Origin of the sequence: Roseovarius azorensis (genome assembly GCF_900109455.1) — a bacterium.
Taxonomy (GTDB): Bacteria; Pseudomonadota; Alphaproteobacteria; order Rhodobacterales; family Rhodobacteraceae; genus Roseovarius; species Roseovarius azorensis.
Window position 1 is genome coordinate 1 of sequence record NZ_FOAG01000023.1, and the last position, 19,215, is coordinate 19,215.

Sequence of the window (19,215 nt, forward strand, 5' to 3'; positions counted from 1 at the left end):
GGACCTCGGGCGAGTAGCGATTTGCCATTTTGCTTTTCGTCATAACCATCATCCTTACTTAAGTTGATGGTCTCCGACAAACCCGGAGCGATTCAATCACGTCAGCCGCGCGAGGCTTGACGCGATCCAGTCGGGCGGACGCTTGCGCGGCGGCGTGCCGAAGTTAATGCGCTTCACGTGCGCAATGGAAGTGCGGCCATAGCCAGTGATGAAGGCCAGCAGCCAGATCAGCGGCACGCCCATCAGCCAGAAGAGGATTTGCCATACCCAGAGCGACGGCACGCCAAGCACCGGGGTCAGCGCGGTAAAGATCGGATCGCTGAAGAACGTATTGCCGATCACCGCCCCCGGACCGTAGGCGAAGAAGGACCAGATTATAAAGACGCCGCCCAGCGCACCCAACCCGCGCCGGGACGGACCGCTTGCGGCGTCGAGCGCGTTGTGAAGTCGGTCACTTTCAAACCGTTCAGGCCGGCGCAGAGTCGCGGCGGATGCCAGCAGCACCAGCAGCAGATTGAAAGTGAGCCCCCACGCGGCAGAGTGAATCGTCAGCGGCCAGCGCCCCCACGGCAGATCGACGAAGAGCCACTCGAACAGCATGATGCCCGGCGGCTCAGTGAAAAGCACGATCAGCGCGCCGAGCGTTCCCCCTGCCAGCACCGCGCCGAGGCTTACCCACCGCAGGAAGGTCAGGCCAAGGATCGCCGGCAGAAGCTGCACTGACAGAGGTAGCGCGAGGCTTGCACCGACCGCAGCACTTACTGGCAGGAAGCTAGCCATAAAGGCCATGAAGAAGAAGACGAAGCCCAGCGTGATCCGCGCGGCCAGTCGCTTCTGCTCGGGTGAGAGGTTTGGCAGCAGATAGCTCAGTACCACTTCGCGGGCAATCAGGATACTGCCGCCGGTGACAAAGAAGCTCACCATAAGCAACGCGCCCGTGATCACTGCCATCAGCATCAGCACGCCGCCAAGCGGCTCAATGGTATAGAGTAGCCGCGCGAGGGCGACCGGGTCACCCGCGATGCGCAAGCCTAGAAACGGGGCCCCGATCAGAAGGATGCCACCAACCAGCCCGCCGGTCAGCCAGACTGCTGACGTCCCGTGCAACCGCGAAGGCGCACTCGTCTGCGCCAGATACAGCGCTACAGGGCTTATCACGATGCCGATCATGGCCAGCACGTTCGACGCGACCCCCACTGCCGAGAATATTCCGCCTGCAGGAATAGACTTTCCGATGCCGAAGACGTTTTGCAGAACCCCCGGCAAGCGGTCGTGCAGGACACCCTCGGCGACGGCACCCGGCACCAGCGAAAAGCCGTTGTCGGCGGCGGTCACCTCGACCAGCAGCGTAGCTGTCGGCAGAAACCCCAACAACAATACGGACAGCATCGCTGCCGTCAGCACCGTGCCCCGCCAGCCGCCTATGATCGCGGCGAAGGCACCACCGAGCGCGAGCAGCCACACGCCTGCGATGCGCGTGATCAGCCCCGAGGTCGCATCCTCCAGCAGCAAGGCGGCAAAGGACAGCGCGTTCGCTGCGAAGGGCAAGGCGAAAAGCAGCGCGAGTACGACAACGACTATCCGCAGAGCGGTGGAGCCGTAGTATTGCCCCAGCGCCTCGCCCGGTGTTGAAAGCCCCGCCGTGCGGGTTACGTACCACAGACGGGTCCAGATGAGCAGCGCGGTCAGTGCCGCAGGCACCGCGCCGATCCCGATGTGGGAAGCTTGCAGCCCAAAACTTCCGATCATCCACAGATGCCGCTCAACCCCCAGCCCAGCGATGACAATGCCCGGCAGGATCAGCATCGCGGCCCAACCCGGCAGGGCGTTGGCACCGTCAAGATAGGCAGCGGGGTCGTACTTTGTCCGGGCGGTGCGAGCGGCAATGTAGACGCCGTAGAGGACGACGCCCGCAAGTGCCGCGATGAGAAGAGATGTCATCTGCGGCCTCCGCGATGCGGCAGAAAGGACGCGCGGCGCGGGTTGTTGTCGCGGATGACATCAAACCGCTCGAACGCGCGGCGCGGGCCGAAGTCGATCAGCATGTAAAGGATCACCGCCGCCAGCAGGGCGGCGAGGCCGAACCCGAACGCCATGAAACGCCCCTCGCCGTAATCGACCGTTCCGGTCAGCCGCGTCAGCAGCAGCGCCACGAGAGCCACCGAGAATATCACCGCGCCCAAGGCAGTCTCACCCACGGTAAAGGTGCTGTGCGTCGTTACGTTGATGATGATGTGGCCCACGAAGACGAGCATGATCACCGCAAAGCCCGCCGCCGTCCACCAGTGTAATCCGGACGTATACCCCAACCGCAGCAAGCAGGCCGCAACAAAGCCCGCCGGAACCCAGAATGCCATGACCAACGCGTGCCGCTCGAGGCGTTCCGTATCGGTTCGGTCAGTCATCATCGCTCAGCCCTTGTTAGGTTTGGTTCAGTCGTCGGTGTCGCCGTCCGGCTTGGGCGGGAAGTTCTTGAACTGCATGCCCCCTGCCGCGCCGAGGTTCTTGAGCGGCAGCCCGATCTCTTCCATCAACCCATCGACGAAGGCGACCTGCGTGCGGTACTTCATCGCCGAATTCACCACCTGGTCGGAGATATTGCCTCCGCCACCCCCACCGCGGCCAGAGGCGGTCGCGCCGTCGGACGGGCTATTGATGCCCGGCACACCGTCGACTTGAAGGATCTTGATCGACTCGATGTTCTCCATAGGTTTGACCTGTTCGCGGATGATCTCGGGCAGCCGCCGGACGACGCCTTCCATGATGGCGCTGCGGCGCGCCTCGTCGCTGCGCAGGTTCTCGGCCTCGTTGAGCTTGCGGTTGCCCTCCGCATCGACACCGTAGCGGAACTCCATAGCCTTGCTTTCGGCGATCTCGCCTTCGGCCCGCTGCTCGCTCGCCGCGCGTTCGGCCTCGGCTTGCTTGATCAGGCGTATCGTCTCGCGCTCCGCACGCGCTTCGGCCTCGATCACGTCCACCGACTTCGCGCGCCGCGCCTTTTCCTCCGACCGCGCGGTTTCGACCTGTTCCTCGTTCTGCGCCAGATTCTTGCGGGCTTCGGCCTCTTTCGTGCGGCTCACGGCCTCTTCGATGGACTTGTCGACAACCGCGATTAAGCGTTGCTTGTCGGCAAGCTCGATCTCCATCTGCTGTTCAATCTCGAAGCGTTCGATGTATTTGCGGGCGGCGACGCGCAGCTCCTCGATCTCGCGGTCGGCAACGACGCGGGCGTCCTCACTTTCGCGGAAGCTCGCCGTTTCTGCCAGCTTGATCTTGTGCCTGCGCTGGATGTCCCGCGCGGTAATCTGCTCCTCGATCTTGAGTCGCTCGGTCTCGACCCCCAATTTCTTTGTGAGTGCGGCCTTCTCGCCCTCCGCCTGTGCCTCTTCGGAGGTGATGCGTACGACCTTCTCGCGGTCCAAACCGGCAAGCTCGATCATCTTCTCAGTGGCAATCCGTGCCTGTTCGACCTCGCGCTGCATCAGCAGGCGAGTGTTCTCGATCTCGCCCTCGGTCTGAGTCTCGAAGTTGGTGACTTCCAGCCGCGACTTGATTTTCGCTTCGCTGATCTCGCGCTCGCGCTCGATTCGTTCGGCCTCCACCTGACGGCGTGTCTGGATGCGCTCGGTCTCCAGCCGGGTCTTGGAGTTGATATCGGCTAGTTCGGTATCGCGCTGCCCGGCGATGTTCAACGCCTTGATTTCGACCTCCGTGCGGATGCGTTCTTCCTCGATGGCGCGATCCTTGGCGATCAGCACCTTTTCGGATTCCTGTTCGGTCTTGGTGCGCGCCTGCGTCACCGCAAGCTGCGACTGGGCGCGTTCCGCCTCTATGGCGGACACCTGCTGCGACTTGCGCGCCTCGATGTCGCGAGCCTGATCCAGCCGTACGTATTCAAGATCGCGGTCGATCTCGATCACGCGCTGTTCAGCCTCGAAATCGCGTGTCTTGATCTGGACTCGCGTGTCGTTCTCGATCTGGTTGCGCAGCTTGCGGCGTTCCTCGGTCTCGCGCACGATTAGGGTCAAGCCCTCGGCGTCAAAATGGTTGGACGGATCAAAGACCGAGACGGGTGCCTGATTAAGCACGGTAAGCGCTGCGGTCTCCAGTTCGAGCCCATTGGCGGCAAGCACCGGGGCCACGCGTGCGGACACTTCGGACACGTATTTCGTGCGGTTCTCGTGAATCTCGTCCATCGTCATCGAGGCGGCGACCGACCCCATGGCGTCGACCAACCGGCCCTGTATCACTTCTTTCAACGACATCGGATCCTGCGTCCGCGCCCCCAGCGTCCTCGCAGCCAGCGATACGCCCTCTTCGGTGGCGATGACCCGCACAAAGAACTCGGTCGTGATGTCGATGCGTATTTTGTTGCGCGTGATCAGCGATTGTTCCCCGATCCGGCGCACCTCAATGGGGATCGCGTTCATGTTCACGACCGTGATATCGTGGATGATTGGGATCACCAGCGCCCCGCCGCCCATGACGACGCGTTCGCCGCCCGAGCCGGTGCGCACGAAGCTCTGGTCCTTCGACGAATGCCGGTAGAGCCAGTGCAGCAGGTAAACGATCACAGCGATGAGGATCGTCGCGAGGATGATGATTGCGATGATGTCGGCTCCGGTCATGTCATGACTCCTATGGATGCGCGCAAAGGCGGCGTCAGTAGCGGTCTTGGCCGGCGACGGCCACGACGATGAGGGAAGGGATGATGAGGTTGACGATATCGAACGCACTGTAGAGTACGATGATAGCACCCGATTGGCCGACGCCGATCACCACGTCGACGAAATGCAGGATGGGATAGACCGCCCATCCGACTGTAAAAAGCAGCCTGATCCAAAAATACCCCAGCGTGACGGGGCGGCTTCCCTTGGCGACGGCATCAGCCATCGCCCCGAAATACATCTCGCCCAGTATATAGAGCCAGAAACCGATGGAAATCAGCGCGCCCAGAGTCGGGTTGAAGAAAGACGCATCGCCCAGCCAGCGGCCGAAGGTCATCAGAACCGTGGCACCCGTGATCCGCCAGAAGACGCCAGAGGGCACCATGCCTTGCGTGCGAGCAAAGAAGAAGACGGCAGCGACCTGAAGCGGATGCACGGTATACCACGCCGAAAAACGCATACCCGCGCTCGCGGCCTCGCCAGACAGCCAATAGCCCGCAGCTCCCGCGTAAAGTGCTGCCGTAACAAAACACGCCGCCCCAACAAGCGCGCTTGGCACGCGCCAGCGTTCGTTGGACCAGCTGAGACTAAGAAAACAGATCAGTGCTGTGGCGATGCTCATCAGGGCAAGCCCGCTCAGCGCTGTCGCGACTACGTCCTTGGAAGTATAGAGAGCTGTGAACATGCCGTTTTCCTAGACTGTGGCCCGAATATGAGGTGAGCGGCCATAAAGCGCGACCATTGGAAGGATCAGCAGGCCGAAGATGAATTGCTGCCACTCGTATTGCAGGCCGATGCCCAGCAGGAATGACGTGAGCACTTGCAGGACCAGCACGCCGATCACGGTGAACCCGTAACCGCCGTTCCCGCCCAGCAGCGACGTGCCGCCGATGACGACCGCGGCCAGCGTGGTGAAAAGATACGGGTCACCAACCCCGATGAAGGCACCGCCCGACCAGCCCAGCAAAAGCGAGCCCGTTAAGGCTGCGAAGACGCCCGACAGCACGTAGCAGCTGACCCAGTATTTGAATTCGCTAACCCCTATCAAGCTTGCGGAGCGGCGATTGCCGCCGAGGGCATAGAGGTTCCGCCCCCAAGCGGTTGTCCGCAGCCCGATAATCAGCACGATGGCGATGACGATCCAGATTACGATGGTCGGCGGAAACGACAGGCCGAAGAACCGACCGTTCATCGCCGCGAGGTTTGCCAACCACCCCGGCACCGTCCCGAACACGTTGCCTGCGAATTGCGACCCGATAGAGGTCATGATCTGCGTAAATCCCGCCACTGCGAACCCCGAACCAAGCGTAACGATCAGCGCCTGCCCCTGAAGTCGGAAGCTAATGATCCCGTTGATCAGACCCACAAGCCCACCCAGCACGAGGATAAACCCGAAAGCGACGTAGGACGGCACCCCCAGGGTGATCAGGAACAACAACGCAATGTTCGACGACCCGATGACGAAGGGAATGGACAGATCTAACCCCCCCATCAACGCCACCAGCGTCTGCCCCACGCTCGCGATGCCGAGAAACGCCGCAAAGAGCAGAATGGCGCGGATGTTGGGGGCCGACAGGAACCCCTCGATGGAGAAAGCTGAGATGATGATCAGCGCCAGTAGCACGATCAGCCCTATAAAGGCCGAGCGGCCAGCGGCGAAATAGCCCGAGACCTTGAAGGCAAAGAGCAGGATAAGCTCCAGAACCAGAAAGCCGATGAGGTTCTTGATGGACCGAAACTCGGGAACGCCTGCGGTGATCAGCAGGTAGAGGATCAGCAGCGCCACCATGGCTAAAATCATCACCCGGTTCCCGCGCCAGAGCGCGCGGGCGCGGGTGCTGTCGGCGTCGCGCTCGTCCTCGGACCGCGCGCCATCGACGGCGAATCGAGTCTCGAAGGCGACGGCGATGTAGTTGAGCAGCACGAAGGTGACGACGGACGTTAGGATTGTGAAAAGGATGATATGTTGCGCCGACAGGATACCCTGCGCAAAGCCCACCCCAAGCCCGATTGCTGCGACCACGATGGAAAGGCCCAGGTTCAGCCAGACCAGCGCGGTGGAACCGGGAATGGGCAGCAAGGACAGGCTCTTGCGCGGGGTGTCGGGCTTGTCGGTCATCGCGCTCCCCGGAACAGTTGCGTGTCGGTCTGCAACAGCGCCACTACAAAAAGGCCCACCAGCAGCACTGCGATAAAGAGATAGAGGAACAATCCCAACCGCCGCGCACCCGCTTCGGCGTCAATGAGCCGCGCGGTAAAGACGAAGGCGAGCGCCGCGAACCCTACCAGCAGCGCCATCCCTTGAGTTGCACTCAGGGGCATCGCGCCGGAATTGACCCGCGCGGGCTGAATCAGGAAATACTTTTCGCTCAGCGCGCCAGTCGCCTCGACCAACCCCGGCTCGGCATAGGTGCCGTAGGTTGCGACCTGTATCATGATTCCGATAGTAATGATCGCAGCAACCAAAAACGCGCCAAGCGGCGAGATGAAGCTGACGTAGCGCGAGATCACCGGCACCAGCAGCGTCAACAGCAGCGACAGCACCAAAATGAGGCCGTAGGCAAGCTGAGTCATGAAAGCCTGAATGGCCCCGAAGTTGAAAGTCGCCAGCACGTAGCCGATCAGCCAAAGGCTCACCGCGCCCAGAAGCGCCCCGGCTGCACTACCGCGCCCGCCCGACAGGGCCACGCCTCCCAGCACCAGCGCGGTCACGGCGGTCAGGGTCATGTTCTGCCCCTGCGACGGATCGCCCGAGGAAATCAGCGCCGTATAGCAGATCGCCCCGAGGCCGACGTAGATGCCTGCGATCAGATGCGCCCCGATGCGCACTATGTCGGTCTTGACGCCCGAGGTCCAAGCCGCGCGCTCGTCGTAGCCCATCATTTTGAGATTCGTATAAAAGGTCGTGGCGGTGAAAAGATACCAGCCCGCTGTCGCGATCGCGAGGATCAGCAGAACCGGCGAAAAGATCGACGTGCCCGCCCCCCAGCTTGCCATGAACTCGGGCGCGATGCCCCCCGGTCGCGGCAGAATCACGAGGTTGATACCGGTGAGAGCCAGAAACCCCGACAGCGCCACGATGATCGGTTGCACGCGCACGTAGATGACGATCAGCGCGAACAGAAGCTGGTAGAGCATCCCTAAACCCAGCGCCACGATGAAGGTCGCGATGGGGCTGGCTAGCAGCCCCGCCGTGCTAAGCTTGACGACCACTACGTTGATGAAGGCCAGCAGCGGCCCCACCGCAAGATCCACCGTCCCCCGCCCCGCGACGGCCAGCACCATCAGCGCATAGGTCGCAAGGATCACCGGCGCCGCTACCACGATGGCGCCCCCTAGACCAGAGACCGTGACAAGGCTCGGCCCCCGGATCACCGCCGTCGCCGTCAACAGCGCCATCAGGGCGATGGGCACCAGCAGGTAGGCATTGGTTGAGTTCGAACCTTGCGTCATGGTCACTTCGTCTGGCTAGGGGATATCCCCGAAACGGGTCCGGGGGTACGGTCGCTCTTACTTACAGGTCGATGGTGCGCCGCCCCTCGGGGCGTTTTTCGCTGCGGTTCCCGGATCCCCGTGTGGCCCCGTTCACCGACCAGTCCCGCGTGTTGCCGCCGCGCCGCTCTGGATCGTTCTGGATGATCTTCTTGAGCACGGGGGAGACCACCTCTTTGAACTTGTCGGGGTCTTCCGAGGTCGGGAAGTGACCGCCACCGAAAATGATGCACTCGGAATTCTTAACCTTCTCGGCCGTCCGCATCGTCATTTCGGGCGTGCAGGCGAAATCGTATTCCCCGGTCAAGAAGTAGATTGGCACCTTGCCCGAAATCTTGTGCACCTTGTCGCGGTAGTCGCTGTCGACCGAGTAGTAATAGAGATCGCCTTTGAAGATACCCGGCCCTCCTTGCGCATAGTACCAGAAGGTCTCCCAGCGGTATTCGTCCGGGCTGTCGGGGGCCATGAGGCCAAAGACCGAAGTCGCCACCGCCTCGCCGCCGTGGATATGCGGATGGTGCAGCGGGTCGATCCACCAGCCGGGGCTGTGGTCGCAGCCCTCCAGCGAGATCAGCGCGGAATAGTCGTTTTCATGGCGTAGCGCGAGTTCGAGGCAGATGTTCCCGCCCATCGATTGGCCCATGACCACCGGTTTGACCAGATCGAGCGCGCGGCAAAACTCTTGGATGAACTCTGAATAGAAGGCTGTTGTCAGCTTGTATTCATCTTCCTCCAGATGCCAACCGTCCGGCGGGATCGACTTGCCGTGACGCGGCAGATCAAAGGCGATGACCCGGAAATTCGCGGTGAAGTCGGGGTCGCACATCTGATGACGATACTGCCGCCCATCCGCCCCCGCGGTGTGCAGGCAGACCATCGGAATGCCTTCCCCCGCTTCCTCGTAATAGGTGCGATAGCTCTTGCCCTGACAGTTGATGTAGACGTAGCGCCCTACGATTGGATCATGTTTATTCATGGCTTGGGTTCTCCTCAAACTTCACGCATCAGCGACAGCATCCAATGCATGGCGCGCATGTTCTGCCAAAAGGTCAGCGTGTTGCCCTCGATCTTCAGCTGTTTGTGCAGCGGATGCGCCATCGCCCAGATGTCGTTGAACATCGGCGGTGGCATTTTCTGGGAAAACTTGCCCCAGGCCGAGGACGGCGCACGCAGGGCGAATTCATAGCCCATGTCCGACGGCTCCAGCCCCTCGGAAATTTTTTCGATCTTGCCCCTGCGCACTTCGAGAAGGAAATCGGTGTCGTCGATACCGAGCACGAAACGGGCGTTGAAGAAGCGCGAGAGTTTCGGAAGCACCCTGTCTTCGTTCACGCGCCGCGCCCAACGCTCGATCCATTCGAGGTCGAAGGCACTTCTGCTGCCATATTTGCTCATCGTATTCTCCTGTTCATCAGGCCGTCGGCAGGGGTGCCTTGGCCGGGCCATAGGTTGCGGTGAAACTGGTCTGGTCAATCGTCACGGGCAGGATCACCTCGGCGAACTCGGGTAACGCCGCATCCGCCGCCAGATCGAGCGAGGGCGTCTTGAGCGCGTATAGCGTAAAGACGTATCGGTGCGCGCTGTCGGGCGGCCACGGCCCGCCGTAGCCGCGCGAAAATCCAGGAATGCCAAAGGTCACGAAATCCGAATTCAGTTCCCGCGCGCCCGAGGGCATCCTCGCCGACATCGACGCGCCCTCAGGGATTTGGCGCGCGTCAGCGGGGATGTTGTAGACCAGCCAATGCGCGAAGCTGCGGGGGAAATTGAATTCTTCCGGCAGATCCGGGTCGGTGATGGAGAGCGCGAAACTTCGCGTGCCCTCTGGCACCCCCTCCCATTCAAGGGCTGGAGACAGGATGTTATTTTCACAGAACTTTTCGGGAATTTCGCTACCCTGCGGAATATCGGCGGCGAGAAGCAGGAAACCTGACTGGTTCATGCGTATCCTCCGGTTGATAGTGGGACGCAGATTGACCTTGCGGCCGACGGGGCGGCCTTCGTCGAAATGCGATCGCGTCTCTTGCGCGTGGCGGTTCTCGTGCCGCGCTTCACCCGGCAACCGCGCGTCGGCGCGTCGGCCAAAGGTCGCGTTAAGGATCGCATGGCCATCGAATGGCGGCTGGAAAGTGGTCGAGATGACTCCTCCGCGAAACACCACCACGCGGTTGCACAGATCGAGAAACTCTTCGATCTCAGACGACAGGAACACCACCGCGTTCTCCCGTCCTGCGAAGGCGCGGAGGTTGCGGTAGAGGTCCAGCTTGGCCCCGATGTCAATGCCCCGGGCGGGGTCATTGAGGACCAACACATCGGGCCGTTCAGCAAAGGCCCGCGCGATAAGAACCTTCTGCTGGTTGCCTCCCGACAGCGAGGTGATCAGGTTCCCTGGATCGCCCATCTTGGTGGCTAGCTTGCCGGTTTCGTGCTGAAAGATCGGGTCCAGCTTGGTCCGGTCGATCAGGTTGATCGCCCCGCCCTTAGCGTAGTCGGGGTAGATCGGGATGCACATATTCTCGAAGATCGACAGGTTGGGGAATATCCCCTCCTTCTTGCGGTCGCCCGAGACGTAGGAAATCCCGTTCTCGCGCGCCGATTGCAGCCCGCGGATCGGTATCGCCACTTTGTTGTGGACCAGATGGATGCTGCCACTGACCAGCCCCTCCACTCCCGCAATGGCGCTCACGAAATCCGACTGACCCTGCCCGTCCAGCCCGGTGATCCCCACAACCTCGCCGGGGTAGAGTTCAAAGTCGAAGGGCTGCGTGTCCGGCCAGACGCGGATGTCGTTCATCCGCAGCACTGGCCTGTCACTAGTCGGCTTAACCGGCGCGCTACCCGATTGCGCACGTTCGCGTTCGGGGCCGGCGATCAAATGTAGGATGTTTTCCTCGGTAATCTCCCCCTTGTCGAGCGTTCCCACCGAGATACCGTCACGCAGCACAGTCGCGCGATCGGCGATACGGACCAATTCGGCGATCCGGTGCGTGACAATGAAAATCGCGCAGCCCTTCGCGGTCATCGCGCGCATCTTGGCAAACAGCCGCTCCGTCGCCTCGAAGTCGAGCGCGGCGGAGCTTTCGTCAAGGATCAGTACCCGCGGGTTCGTCAGCATCCCGCGAGCGATAGTGATCCATTGCTTGATGGAAAGCGGCAGGTCGCCAACGATCGTATCCGGGTCCAGCTCGAACCCCAGCAGATCGCGCATGATTTCCTGCGCGCGGGCGTAGCGGACCGCATGGGGCTCCGACGTGCCAAAAAGCCCGTCACTACCCAGAAACAGATTATCCAGCACCGAACATTCATCGGCTACCAACACTTCCTGATAGACGTTTGCGATGCCGAGCGCCTTGGATTCCGATGGGGTCGTCGCGCTCTTGCCGAAGATCGACACCTGCCCCTGGTCCGGCACCAGTACGCCCGAGATCACCTTAGCCAGCGTCGACTTACCCGACCCGTTGCCGCCGATAATAGCGTGAACCTCGCCCTCGAAAGCGCGCAGCGACACACGGTCGAGCGCGACGGTGGGTCCGAATGTCTTGCGGACGTCGATCAGGTCTGCTGCGACTTGTGCCATGCTGGAATACGCCGACAGAGGGTGAGCTGCGTGCGCCCGGCGGCTCGGATTGCCACCGGGCGCGTTAGGTCAGTTCGCGGGGTGCGAAGCAGGGTCGTATGCTTCAGGGTCCGCCGGACGCAGGAAGAAGTTGTCGAGAAATTCCTTTCCAGCCCAGGCCTCGATGCCGGGGTGATACCAGCCAGACGACTGCTCCGAGCAATCCTGCGGTATAGCGGCCAGCATCTCTTCCTTCGACATCATGACCGGGCGCGTCAGGATCGACTGGATCTTCGGCCCCTGCCCTTGCAGCGTGCGCATCATGATGTTCCAGATCATCTCGAAGTCGTCACCCGGAGGCCAAGCGTGGATCGCTGCACTCACGTAATTGGGGTTGTTGCGCCAGTAGCACAGCGCACCTTCCTCCGACCCGATGGTGATCGGCACCATGGGTCGACCCGACTGCTGCAAGGCGCGCAGCGCGCCCAGTTCAGACGCCGACTGGATGATAATCCCGTCAAGCTTACCCGGGTTTGTGGCGAGCCACCGCTGAACCTCGGCCTGTGCTACCTGATCGGTCCACATGCCCGACAGCGGTCCCTTGACTGTGATGTCGGGATACTCCAGCATCGCCGCCTCAATGCCGATGTTCTGGCTGTCCGAGGCCGACGCGCCAGGAATGCCCTCCACGTTAAGCACCGTGCCCTCGCCGCCGATCTCCTCGGCCATCCATTCGCCCATCATCCGGCCGCCGACGACGAAATTCGCAGACGAGTTCACCGAATAAGGGCTGGTCAGATAGCCGATGCCCGAGAACACCGCCACGTCATTGTTATAAGCGTACTCCACCGCCGCGTTCAGCGCCGTCGGGTTCGAACAGCACACAATGATCGCATCGACGCCCTGATCGACAAGCTGGCGGATCTGCTGGATCTGCGTAGCGTCGTTGAGGTTCGATTGTGTAACGATCACCTCCTCAATCAGGCCGAGGCCTTTCCACTTGGGGATCAGCGTGTTCTGCAATCGGTCCATCACCGCCGCCCGCCAGGTGTTACCCGCATAGGACGAAGCATAGCCGATCTTCCACGGCGGCGGATTCTTGGCGACGAAATCCCGATAGGCGCTGTCGCCAAGCGGCTGGTTCGGGTCCATCAGTTCGGGATTATAGAGTTCATTTCGGATATCCTCCGGCAGTTCGGAAACATCGGCTGTGGCAGCGTTCGCCAGCATGGCGGCACCGGCAACCACAGCCGCGCGTAGGATCATTGCAGTCATGGAAAATCCTCCCTTCAACAGCCGATTTCCAGCAGTTTCGTGAGGAAATGCTAGCGCAGGAGTTGACGCGGCGGAAAAGACAAAGAATCTATGGGAGCCATACATCAACGGTATGTCTGACGACCTCAATAGAAATCTAGAGAATACCATGACGGCCCGCCGCAGGCCCCGAAACCTGTCGCCGACCGCTCTGACTTAAACTTGACTTTTATCATGAAATCAGTATTTTACCAGCATCTCGAGCCGTCATCTCTGGCAGCACATCAAGCCGATCCCAGATCGCCGCGCCCGCGTCCGCCAGGACAGCAACCGCCTTGTCGCGCAGCTTGGTCTCCAACACGTCGGGCGGCAGCGGGGCCATCAGATCGAACGCCAGCGGCAGGCTGGTGCCATCCGCAAAACGCACCGCGCCCGCGACCTGTGTATCCGTCAGATCGGCGTCGCCCGTCACCGTGACCTTATTCGCGAATTCCGCGAGGTTAGGGTCGCCAGCGACGGCGTCGGAATAGCTGCGATCGCTCCCGGTAGTGTCACCGCGCAGGGTCATCCCCGCTAGCCAGGCATAGCTGAACTTGACCTCCAGTCCCGTCGCCGGACGTTTCTTGTCGCATACCCGCAGCCAGCGCGGATTGGTCCTGACCTCCAGCGCTGCCACCTCGGCCAGATCGCGACCCTTGAGGTCGAGCACCAAAAGCGCCTCGATCATCGCGTGCAGCCCATGACAGCAGGCGTGCAACTTGTATTTGTTGTCCTCAAACAGGAACCGCTCGCGGGGCGGAGTCGCCCAGGCAGTTGCGACATCACCACCCTGACAATGCGTGGCGACAAATCCCTGCTCGCCCATCAGCGCATCCTCAGCGGAGGTGAAATCCAGCGCCGCAAGTTGCGCGCATTCCACCCCGTTCGAAGCCGCGATGCCTGCATTGTAGGGCTTGCCCATTGTACCGAACTGCGACTTCAGCCCCGACGCGCGGGTGGCACAGAGACCGATCGCATTGCGCATCTGCGCATCGCTCAACCCAAAGAGCCGCCCCGCCGCCACGGTCGCCCCGAAGGCACCGGCGGTCGCGGTCTGGTGAAAGCCGTGATTGTAGTGCTTCGTGCCCAACACTATGCCGATGCGTATAGCCGCTTCTGCCCCAACGGCGAAGGCGGTGATGACCTCGCGCGCGGTCAAATCGCGCGTTTCCCCGACGGCGAACGCCGCGGGGTAGATGCCGACGGACAGATGCCCGATATGCGCGAAATGCGTATCGTCAAAGTCGAGCGCATGGCTCGTCGCGCCGTTAACCAGCGCGGCCATGCGCGCGGGTGCTTGCGCCGCGCCGAAGACCGACGCTGCTGCCGTCCCTGCCTCGCGTTCGGCCAACTGCCGCAGCTTCCCGCTCAGCGGCTCGGAAATGCCCGCACGTCCGCAGACCGCCCAGTCCAGTAACGAGAACCGCGCAAGCGTCAGGGCGGCGGCGCTGATTTCCTGCGTCGGCATCTGCGCCAAGTCGATGATGTCGTCGATAAAAGCCATCCTGTTCCGTCCTTCCCGTTTCCCTACCGCGCGCGTTCTTGCGCCAATATCCGCCGCGCCCGCGCGCGTACTGGCGCGTCCACCATCGCCCCCCTATCTTCGCCGCCCCTTCGCCGGAGGCCAGCACAAGTCGGGCCCATTCGATATCCTCCGCGCTCGGCGCGAAGGCCGCAAGCACTTCGGAGACCTGCGCAGGGTGAATGCAGAGCTTGCCGGTCATCCCGCAGGCGCTTGCGTGTGCCGCGTCCTCGCCTACCAAAGCGAGGTCGCCCATTGTCTCGGTCACTCCGTCGATAGGCGGCGGCTTGTCCGCCAGCCGCGACGCCAGCACAAGTTCGCTGCGCGCAGGCAACAGGATTTCCCGTGCGTGGGCGCACCCCAGATCGACGCAATAATCCAGCGACCCAAAAACCAAGCGCGTCACGCCCGGCAGCGCCGCGATCGCACGCGCATTCGCCAACCCAGCGGCGCTTTCGATCAGGGCCAGCAGAGGCAATGCCTCCTCCATCCCCGCGATCACCGCCGCCACCTGCGCGGCATCATCGGACTTGGGCAGCATCACCGCAGCAAAGCCTTGCCCTCTCAGTGCTACCATGTCGTCGGCGTGCCACTCCGTCGCCGCCCCGTTCACGCGCACGATCACCTGAAGATCAGTGAACCCCGCGCTTAGCGCTTCCCGCGCGGCCGGTTTGTCCTCGGGCGAAACCGCGTCCTCCAAATCGAGGATTACCGCATCAGCCCCGGACCCGGCAGCCTTCCTGAACCGATCCGGCCGATCCGCCGGCACGAAGAGCGGAGCGCGTATCGCACCGAGATCTACCATGTCGCCTCCGCCTGCATCGCCACCGGCCCACCCACCTGCGCGGTCCACAGACGCAAGCCGCCCTCCGCCTCTTCCGCGTTGATCACAAAATCGGCCTGGTCGGTGATCGGCGCGAGGCTTCGAAAGGAAAACCGCTTGGGCGTACTGCCATGTAAAGCCGCTGCGTATTGGCAAAGCAGCGTGGCCTGTAACGGCCCATGGACGATCAGCCCGGCGTAGCCCTCCACCTCCTGTGCGTAGGCCAGATCATAGTGGATACGGTGCGCATTGAACGTCACCGCCGAATAGCGCATCAGAAATGGCGGCCACGGCACGATCCGCCGGGAGTACGCACCTTGGGCGGCAGGCTCCGGGGCCGTACCTTCGCCGACCGCCGTCCTCTCCCCTCGATAGACGATATCCTGTCGCTCCGAAATCACGGGTTGGCCATCGACACTGTACGCATGCGCCACCGTCACGAAGCAAAGCGACCCGCTGCGGCCCTCTTTCATCGTAACGTCCGCGATCCGCGAACGCCGCTCGACCAGATCGCCGATGCGCATTGGTGCCTCGAACGTCACCGCACCCCCCGCCCACATACGGCGCGGCAGCGACACCGGCGGCAGGAACGTCCCGCGTTTTGGGTGACCGTCGCGGCCCAGCATGGCAAGCTGCACGGCGTTTTGTTCCAGACACCAGTGGATCATCAGTGGCGTGGGCTCCCTCGGGGCGACGTCGATTTCCAAATCGAAGGTCGCTGCGAACTGCTGCACCAACCTCTCCGAGATAGTCTCGCAGGCTCGCTCCTCGCGCCCGATCCACTTTCTGAGGTGATCGATGTCCACGTTAGTCCCGCAGCGGTTTCAGCGCCGGAACCGGACCATAGCGGCGCGGGGCGTCGTCCCAAATCGGCGCGGGCGCGGGAAGCGCGACTGTGCCGCCCTCCGTCTCCACTTCTATCCGTCGCAGATGGGGATGCGCCGACAGCCCCGCCATGTCGTTGACCGACGCGAAAGCGATATTGGCGGCGGTCAACGCCGCGATGACGTCGTCATGATCGGCCCGTGCGAAGGCATCGGCGACCACGCGGTCGGTCTCCGCCCGGTTTCGCACCCTCGCGATATTGGTGGCGAAACGGTCGTCTGTGCCCAGCTCCGCCGCACCTATGAATCTGGCACAAAGTGTGCGCCACTCCCGGTCGCTCTGAACTGACATCAGGATCGGCCCACCACTTTTGGGCTGAAACGCACCGTAGGGTGCTATCGACGGATGCGCGAGGCCCACGCGCGTCGGCGTCTTGCAGCCCTCGTGATTGAGCAGTGGCACGGTCAGCCATTCTGCCATCACGTCGAACATCGACACCGAAATCCGGACCCCCTGCCCCGTCCGGCCCCGCGCGATCAGCGCCTCGAGAATCGCGGCATACGCGGTTGACCCTGTCGCGACGTCGACGATGGACATGCCCACCCGAGCAGGCTCGCTCGGGCCGCCGGTGATAGAACAGAGCCCCGACTCCGCCTGAACGAGCAGATCGTAGGCCTTCCGCTCCGCCATCGGACCCTGAGTGCCGTAGCCGGTGATCGAGCAGGTGATGAGCCGCGGGTATGCCGTATGCAAATCACCCAGATCAAAACCCAGCCGCTCAAGCGACCCCAACTTGAGGTTCTGGATCAGCACATCCGCCCCGCCGATCAGCGCCCGCAGCGCCGCCTTGCCGTCCTCGCTGGCCAGATCGAGCGTCACGCTGTCTTTGCCGCGATTGAGCCAGACGAAATAGCTCGACTGCCCCGCCGCCACGTCGTCATAGCCGCGCGCGAAATCGCCCTCAGGGCGTTCGACCTTAATGACATGCGCGCCTGCATCCGCGAGCCGCGCAGATGCGAGCGGGCCCGCAACGGCCTGTTCGATGCACACGACCTCAACCCCCTCCAGCGGCAGGCACGGCCCCATCAGAACGACCTCGGCAGACCTAGCACATGCTCGGCCACGTAAGACAGGATCAGGTTGGTCGAGATGGGCGCGACCTGATATAGCCTCGTCTCGCGGAACTTGCGCTCAACATCGTATTCACTGGCGAACCCAAAGCCGCCGTGGAACTGGATGCAGGCATTCGCCGCCTCCCAGCTTGACTTCGCGGCAAGGTACTTGGCCATGTTCGCCTCCGCCCCGCAGGGCTGGCCCTGGTCGAAAAGCGCACAGGCGCGATACCGCATCAGGTTCGCCGCTTCGACCTCGATGTAAGCCTCCGCGATGGGAAACTGCACACCCTGATTCTGTCCAATGGGCCGCCCGAAGACCTCGCGCTCGCCGACATAAGCCGTGACCCGGTCGATGAACCAATAGCCGTCGCCGATACACTCCGCCGCGATCAGGGCGCGTTCGGCATTGAGGCCCGTCAGGATATACTTGAAGCCCAGCCCCTCCTCGCCGATCAGGTTTTCCGCCGGAATCTCCAGATTGTCGAAGAACAGCTCGTTGGTCTCGTGGTTGACCATGTTGCGGATGGGTTTTACCTCCATCCCGCTCTTCATCGCCGCCTTGATGTCCACAAGGAAGATCGACAGCCCTTCGGACTTTTTCTTCACCTCCGACAGCGGTGTGGTGCGCGCCAGCAAGATCATCAGGTCCGAGTGCTGCACGCGGCTGATCCAAACCTTCTGTCCGTTGATGACATAGCGGTCGCCCTTGCGGGTCGCGGTCGTCTTGATCTTGGTTGTGTCCGTCCCGGTGGTGGGTTCCGTTACCCCCATAGATTGCAGGCGCAACTCACCGCTGGCTAGCTTTGGCAGCAGACGCTTGCGCTGCTCGTCAGACCCATGCCGCACCAGCGTGTTCATATTGTACATCTGCCCGTGGCAGGCTCCGGAATTTCCGCCCGAGCGGTTGATCTCCTCCATGATCACCGACGCTTCGGTCAACCCAAGGCCCGCGCCGCCGTATTCCTCGGGGATCAGCGCCGCCATCCAGCCGTCACGTGTCAGCGCGTCGACGAAGGCCTCCGGGTAGGCGCGGTCCTCGTCGATCTTGCGGTGGTATTCGTCCGGGAACTCGGCGCAGATCGCGCGGATGCCGTCGCGCAGATCCTGATAGGCAGTACCTATATCGAGCATATCTTCCCCCACCCCATTCTCCGGTCCGTCTCTCTCGTTTGAACGGTATAAGAGACCGCGCTGCTCTATCACGCAAATACACTTTTTCGTTGACCGCTATACAATCGGCTTATAGCGTCGAATGCGGTTTTACCGTTTTTGGCTCGGGCCGATGGACATAAAGCAGCTTCGGTATTTCGTCGCAATCGTCGAGGAAGGGTCCTTTTCCAAAGCCGCCCAGCGGGTACGCATTGCCCAGCCTGCGCTGTCACTGCAAGTCCGCAAGATGGAAGAAGCCTTGCAAACCAAACTTTTGCTGCGCGGCCCGCAGGGGGTGCTGCCGACCGAAGCCGGCGAGTTGCTGGTCACCTCCGCTCGCAAGATCCTCACCGACCTTTCCAACACCGAGGACGATCTGCGCAGCATGGGTCGCGAGCCGTCGGGAGTTGTGCGCATCGGCCGGTGCTGGCAGACTAATTCGAACCAGTCTCCACAAGGACAGGGACACTGTCCATTAATTCGCGCAGAGACCGCGCCACTCGGCAAGAGCAGCGGCGCGGTTGAGTTTGAAATTCGTTCGAGTTGAGAGACTGCGTTCTTGATTAAAGTGATTGTAGACTGATGCGTGAACGGCGGCGAATTTCTGCAAACTTCGCATGCGCCTGAAGCCAAGCATGGCCCTCTCTCGTCGTCGGAACGGCAAGTGCGAATTCTCTGCTCTAAAGCGGTTTGCATTTAATCTGAGGCATATCCTGCAGCTTTAAGGAAGTTCCAGCATTCGAGCGGGTCGAATAGCTCGCAGATGTCGCCGAGCG

General features: G+C 61.9%; 15 protein-coding genes and 2 pseudogenes. 1 reads left to right on the plus strand and 16 read right to left on the minus strand.

The features are described from left to right. Positions 1-96: 96 nt before the first annotated feature. The 15 genes and pseudogenes from BSG08_RS18530 to BSG08_RS18600 all read right to left on the minus strand — a co-directional run bounded on the left by BSG08_RS18530 (position 97) and on the right by BSG08_RS18600 (position 18,421). Positions 97-1,941: an SLC5/6 family protein gene (locus BSG08_RS18530; protein ID WP_093039330.1), complete on the minus strand. Its 1,845-nt coding sequence runs from the start codon at positions 1,939-1,941 to the stop codon at positions 97-99. Next, entirely contained in the window at positions 1,938-2,408 is a 471-nt protein-coding gene (locus tag BSG08_RS18535) for a hypothetical protein (RefSeq protein ID WP_093039331.1), read from the minus strand. Before BSG08_RS18535 ends, BSG08_RS18530 begins: the two co-directional genes overlap by 4 nt. A 24-nt stretch (positions 2,409-2,432) precedes the next feature. Further along, positions 2,433-4,628, minus strand: a complete 2,196-nt coding sequence (locus tag BSG08_RS18540) for a flotillin family protein (protein WP_093039332.1) — start codon at positions 4,626-4,628, stop codon at positions 2,433-2,435. A gap of 34 nt (positions 4,629-4,662) precedes the next feature. Then, positions 4,663-5,352 (minus strand): bacteriorhodopsin, encoded by a 690-nt coding sequence (locus tag BSG08_RS18545; protein ID WP_093039333.1) that lies wholly within the window; start codon positions 5,350-5,352, stop codon positions 4,663-4,665. 9 nt (positions 5,353-5,361) lie between these two features. Further along, on the minus strand, positions 5,362-6,786 hold the full coding sequence (locus BSG08_RS18550; RefSeq protein ID WP_093039334.1) for an ABC transporter permease: 1,425 nt from the start codon (positions 6,784-6,786) through the stop codon (positions 5,362-5,364). After that, positions 6,783-8,120 carry an ABC transporter permease gene (locus BSG08_RS18555; RefSeq protein WP_093039335.1) on the minus strand — a complete coding sequence of 446 codons (1,338 nt, stop codon included), beginning with the start codon at positions 8,118-8,120 and terminating at the stop codon, positions 6,783-6,785. The genes BSG08_RS18550 and BSG08_RS18555 overlap by 4 nt, the downstream gene beginning before the upstream one ends. Positions 8,121-8,181: 61 nt before the next feature. After that, positions 8,182-9,135, minus strand: coding sequence for an alpha/beta fold hydrolase (locus BSG08_RS18560; RefSeq protein ID WP_093039336.1), 954 nt, complete (start codon positions 9,133-9,135; stop codon positions 8,182-8,184). Between the two features lie 14 nt (positions 9,136-9,149). Next, entirely contained in the window at positions 9,150-9,554 is a 405-nt protein-coding gene (locus BSG08_RS18565) for a hypothetical protein (RefSeq protein WP_093039337.1), read from the minus strand. 16 nt (positions 9,555-9,570) lie between these two features. Next, positions 9,571-11,733 carry a YbhB/YbcL family Raf kinase inhibitor-like protein gene (locus tag BSG08_RS18570; RefSeq protein ID WP_093039338.1) on the minus strand — a complete coding sequence of 721 codons (2,163 nt, stop codon included), beginning with the start codon at positions 11,731-11,733 and terminating at the stop codon, positions 9,571-9,573. Between the two features lie 69 nt (positions 11,734-11,802). Then, positions 11,803-12,987 carry an ABC transporter substrate-binding protein gene (locus BSG08_RS18575; protein WP_093039339.1) on the minus strand — a complete coding sequence of 395 codons (1,185 nt, stop codon included), beginning with the start codon at positions 12,985-12,987 and terminating at the stop codon, positions 11,803-11,805. 211 nt (positions 12,988-13,198) lie between these two features. Then, positions 13,199-14,509 (minus strand): MmgE/PrpD family protein, encoded by a 1,311-nt coding sequence (locus BSG08_RS18580; RefSeq protein ID WP_093039340.1) that lies wholly within the window; start codon positions 14,507-14,509, stop codon positions 13,199-13,201. Between the two features lie 253 nt (positions 14,510-14,762). Next, positions 14,763-15,332: pseudogene (locus BSG08_RS18585) on the minus strand (HpcH/HpaI aldolase/citrate lyase family protein); the annotation flags it as partial. Next, positions 15,326-16,156 (minus strand): HTD2 family dehydratase, encoded by an 831-nt coding sequence (locus BSG08_RS18590; RefSeq protein WP_093039341.1) that lies wholly within the window; start codon positions 16,154-16,156, stop codon positions 15,326-15,328. The pseudogene BSG08_RS18585 and the gene BSG08_RS18590, both read right to left, overlap by 7 nt. Position 16,157: 1 nt before the next feature. After that, the gene (locus BSG08_RS18595) at positions 16,158-17,261 is read right to left on the minus strand and encodes a CaiB/BaiF CoA transferase family protein (protein WP_093039342.1); all 1,104 of its coding nucleotides are present in this window, start codon (positions 17,259-17,261) and stop codon (positions 16,158-16,160) included. Next, positions 17,261-18,421, minus strand: coding sequence for an acyl-CoA dehydrogenase family protein (locus tag BSG08_RS18600; protein ID WP_093039343.1), 1,161 nt, complete (start codon positions 18,419-18,421; stop codon positions 17,261-17,263). Before BSG08_RS18600 ends, BSG08_RS18595 begins: the two co-directional genes overlap by 1 nt. 121 nt (positions 18,422-18,542) lie before the next feature. On the opposite strand from BSG08_RS18600, the gene BSG08_RS18605 reads away from it, so the two are divergent. Then, a complete protein-coding gene (locus tag BSG08_RS18605; RefSeq protein WP_217649918.1) occupies positions 18,543-18,986 on the plus strand; it encodes a LysR family transcriptional regulator in 444 nt (147 codons plus the stop codon). Here the strand turns inward: BSG08_RS18605 and BSG08_RS19755 are convergent. Beyond that, a pseudogene (locus BSG08_RS19755) lies at positions 18,915-19,121 on the minus strand (IS6 family transposase); the annotation flags it as partial. The gene BSG08_RS18605 and the pseudogene BSG08_RS19755 overlap by 72 nt on opposite strands. Positions 19,122-19,215: the final 94 nt, after the last annotated feature.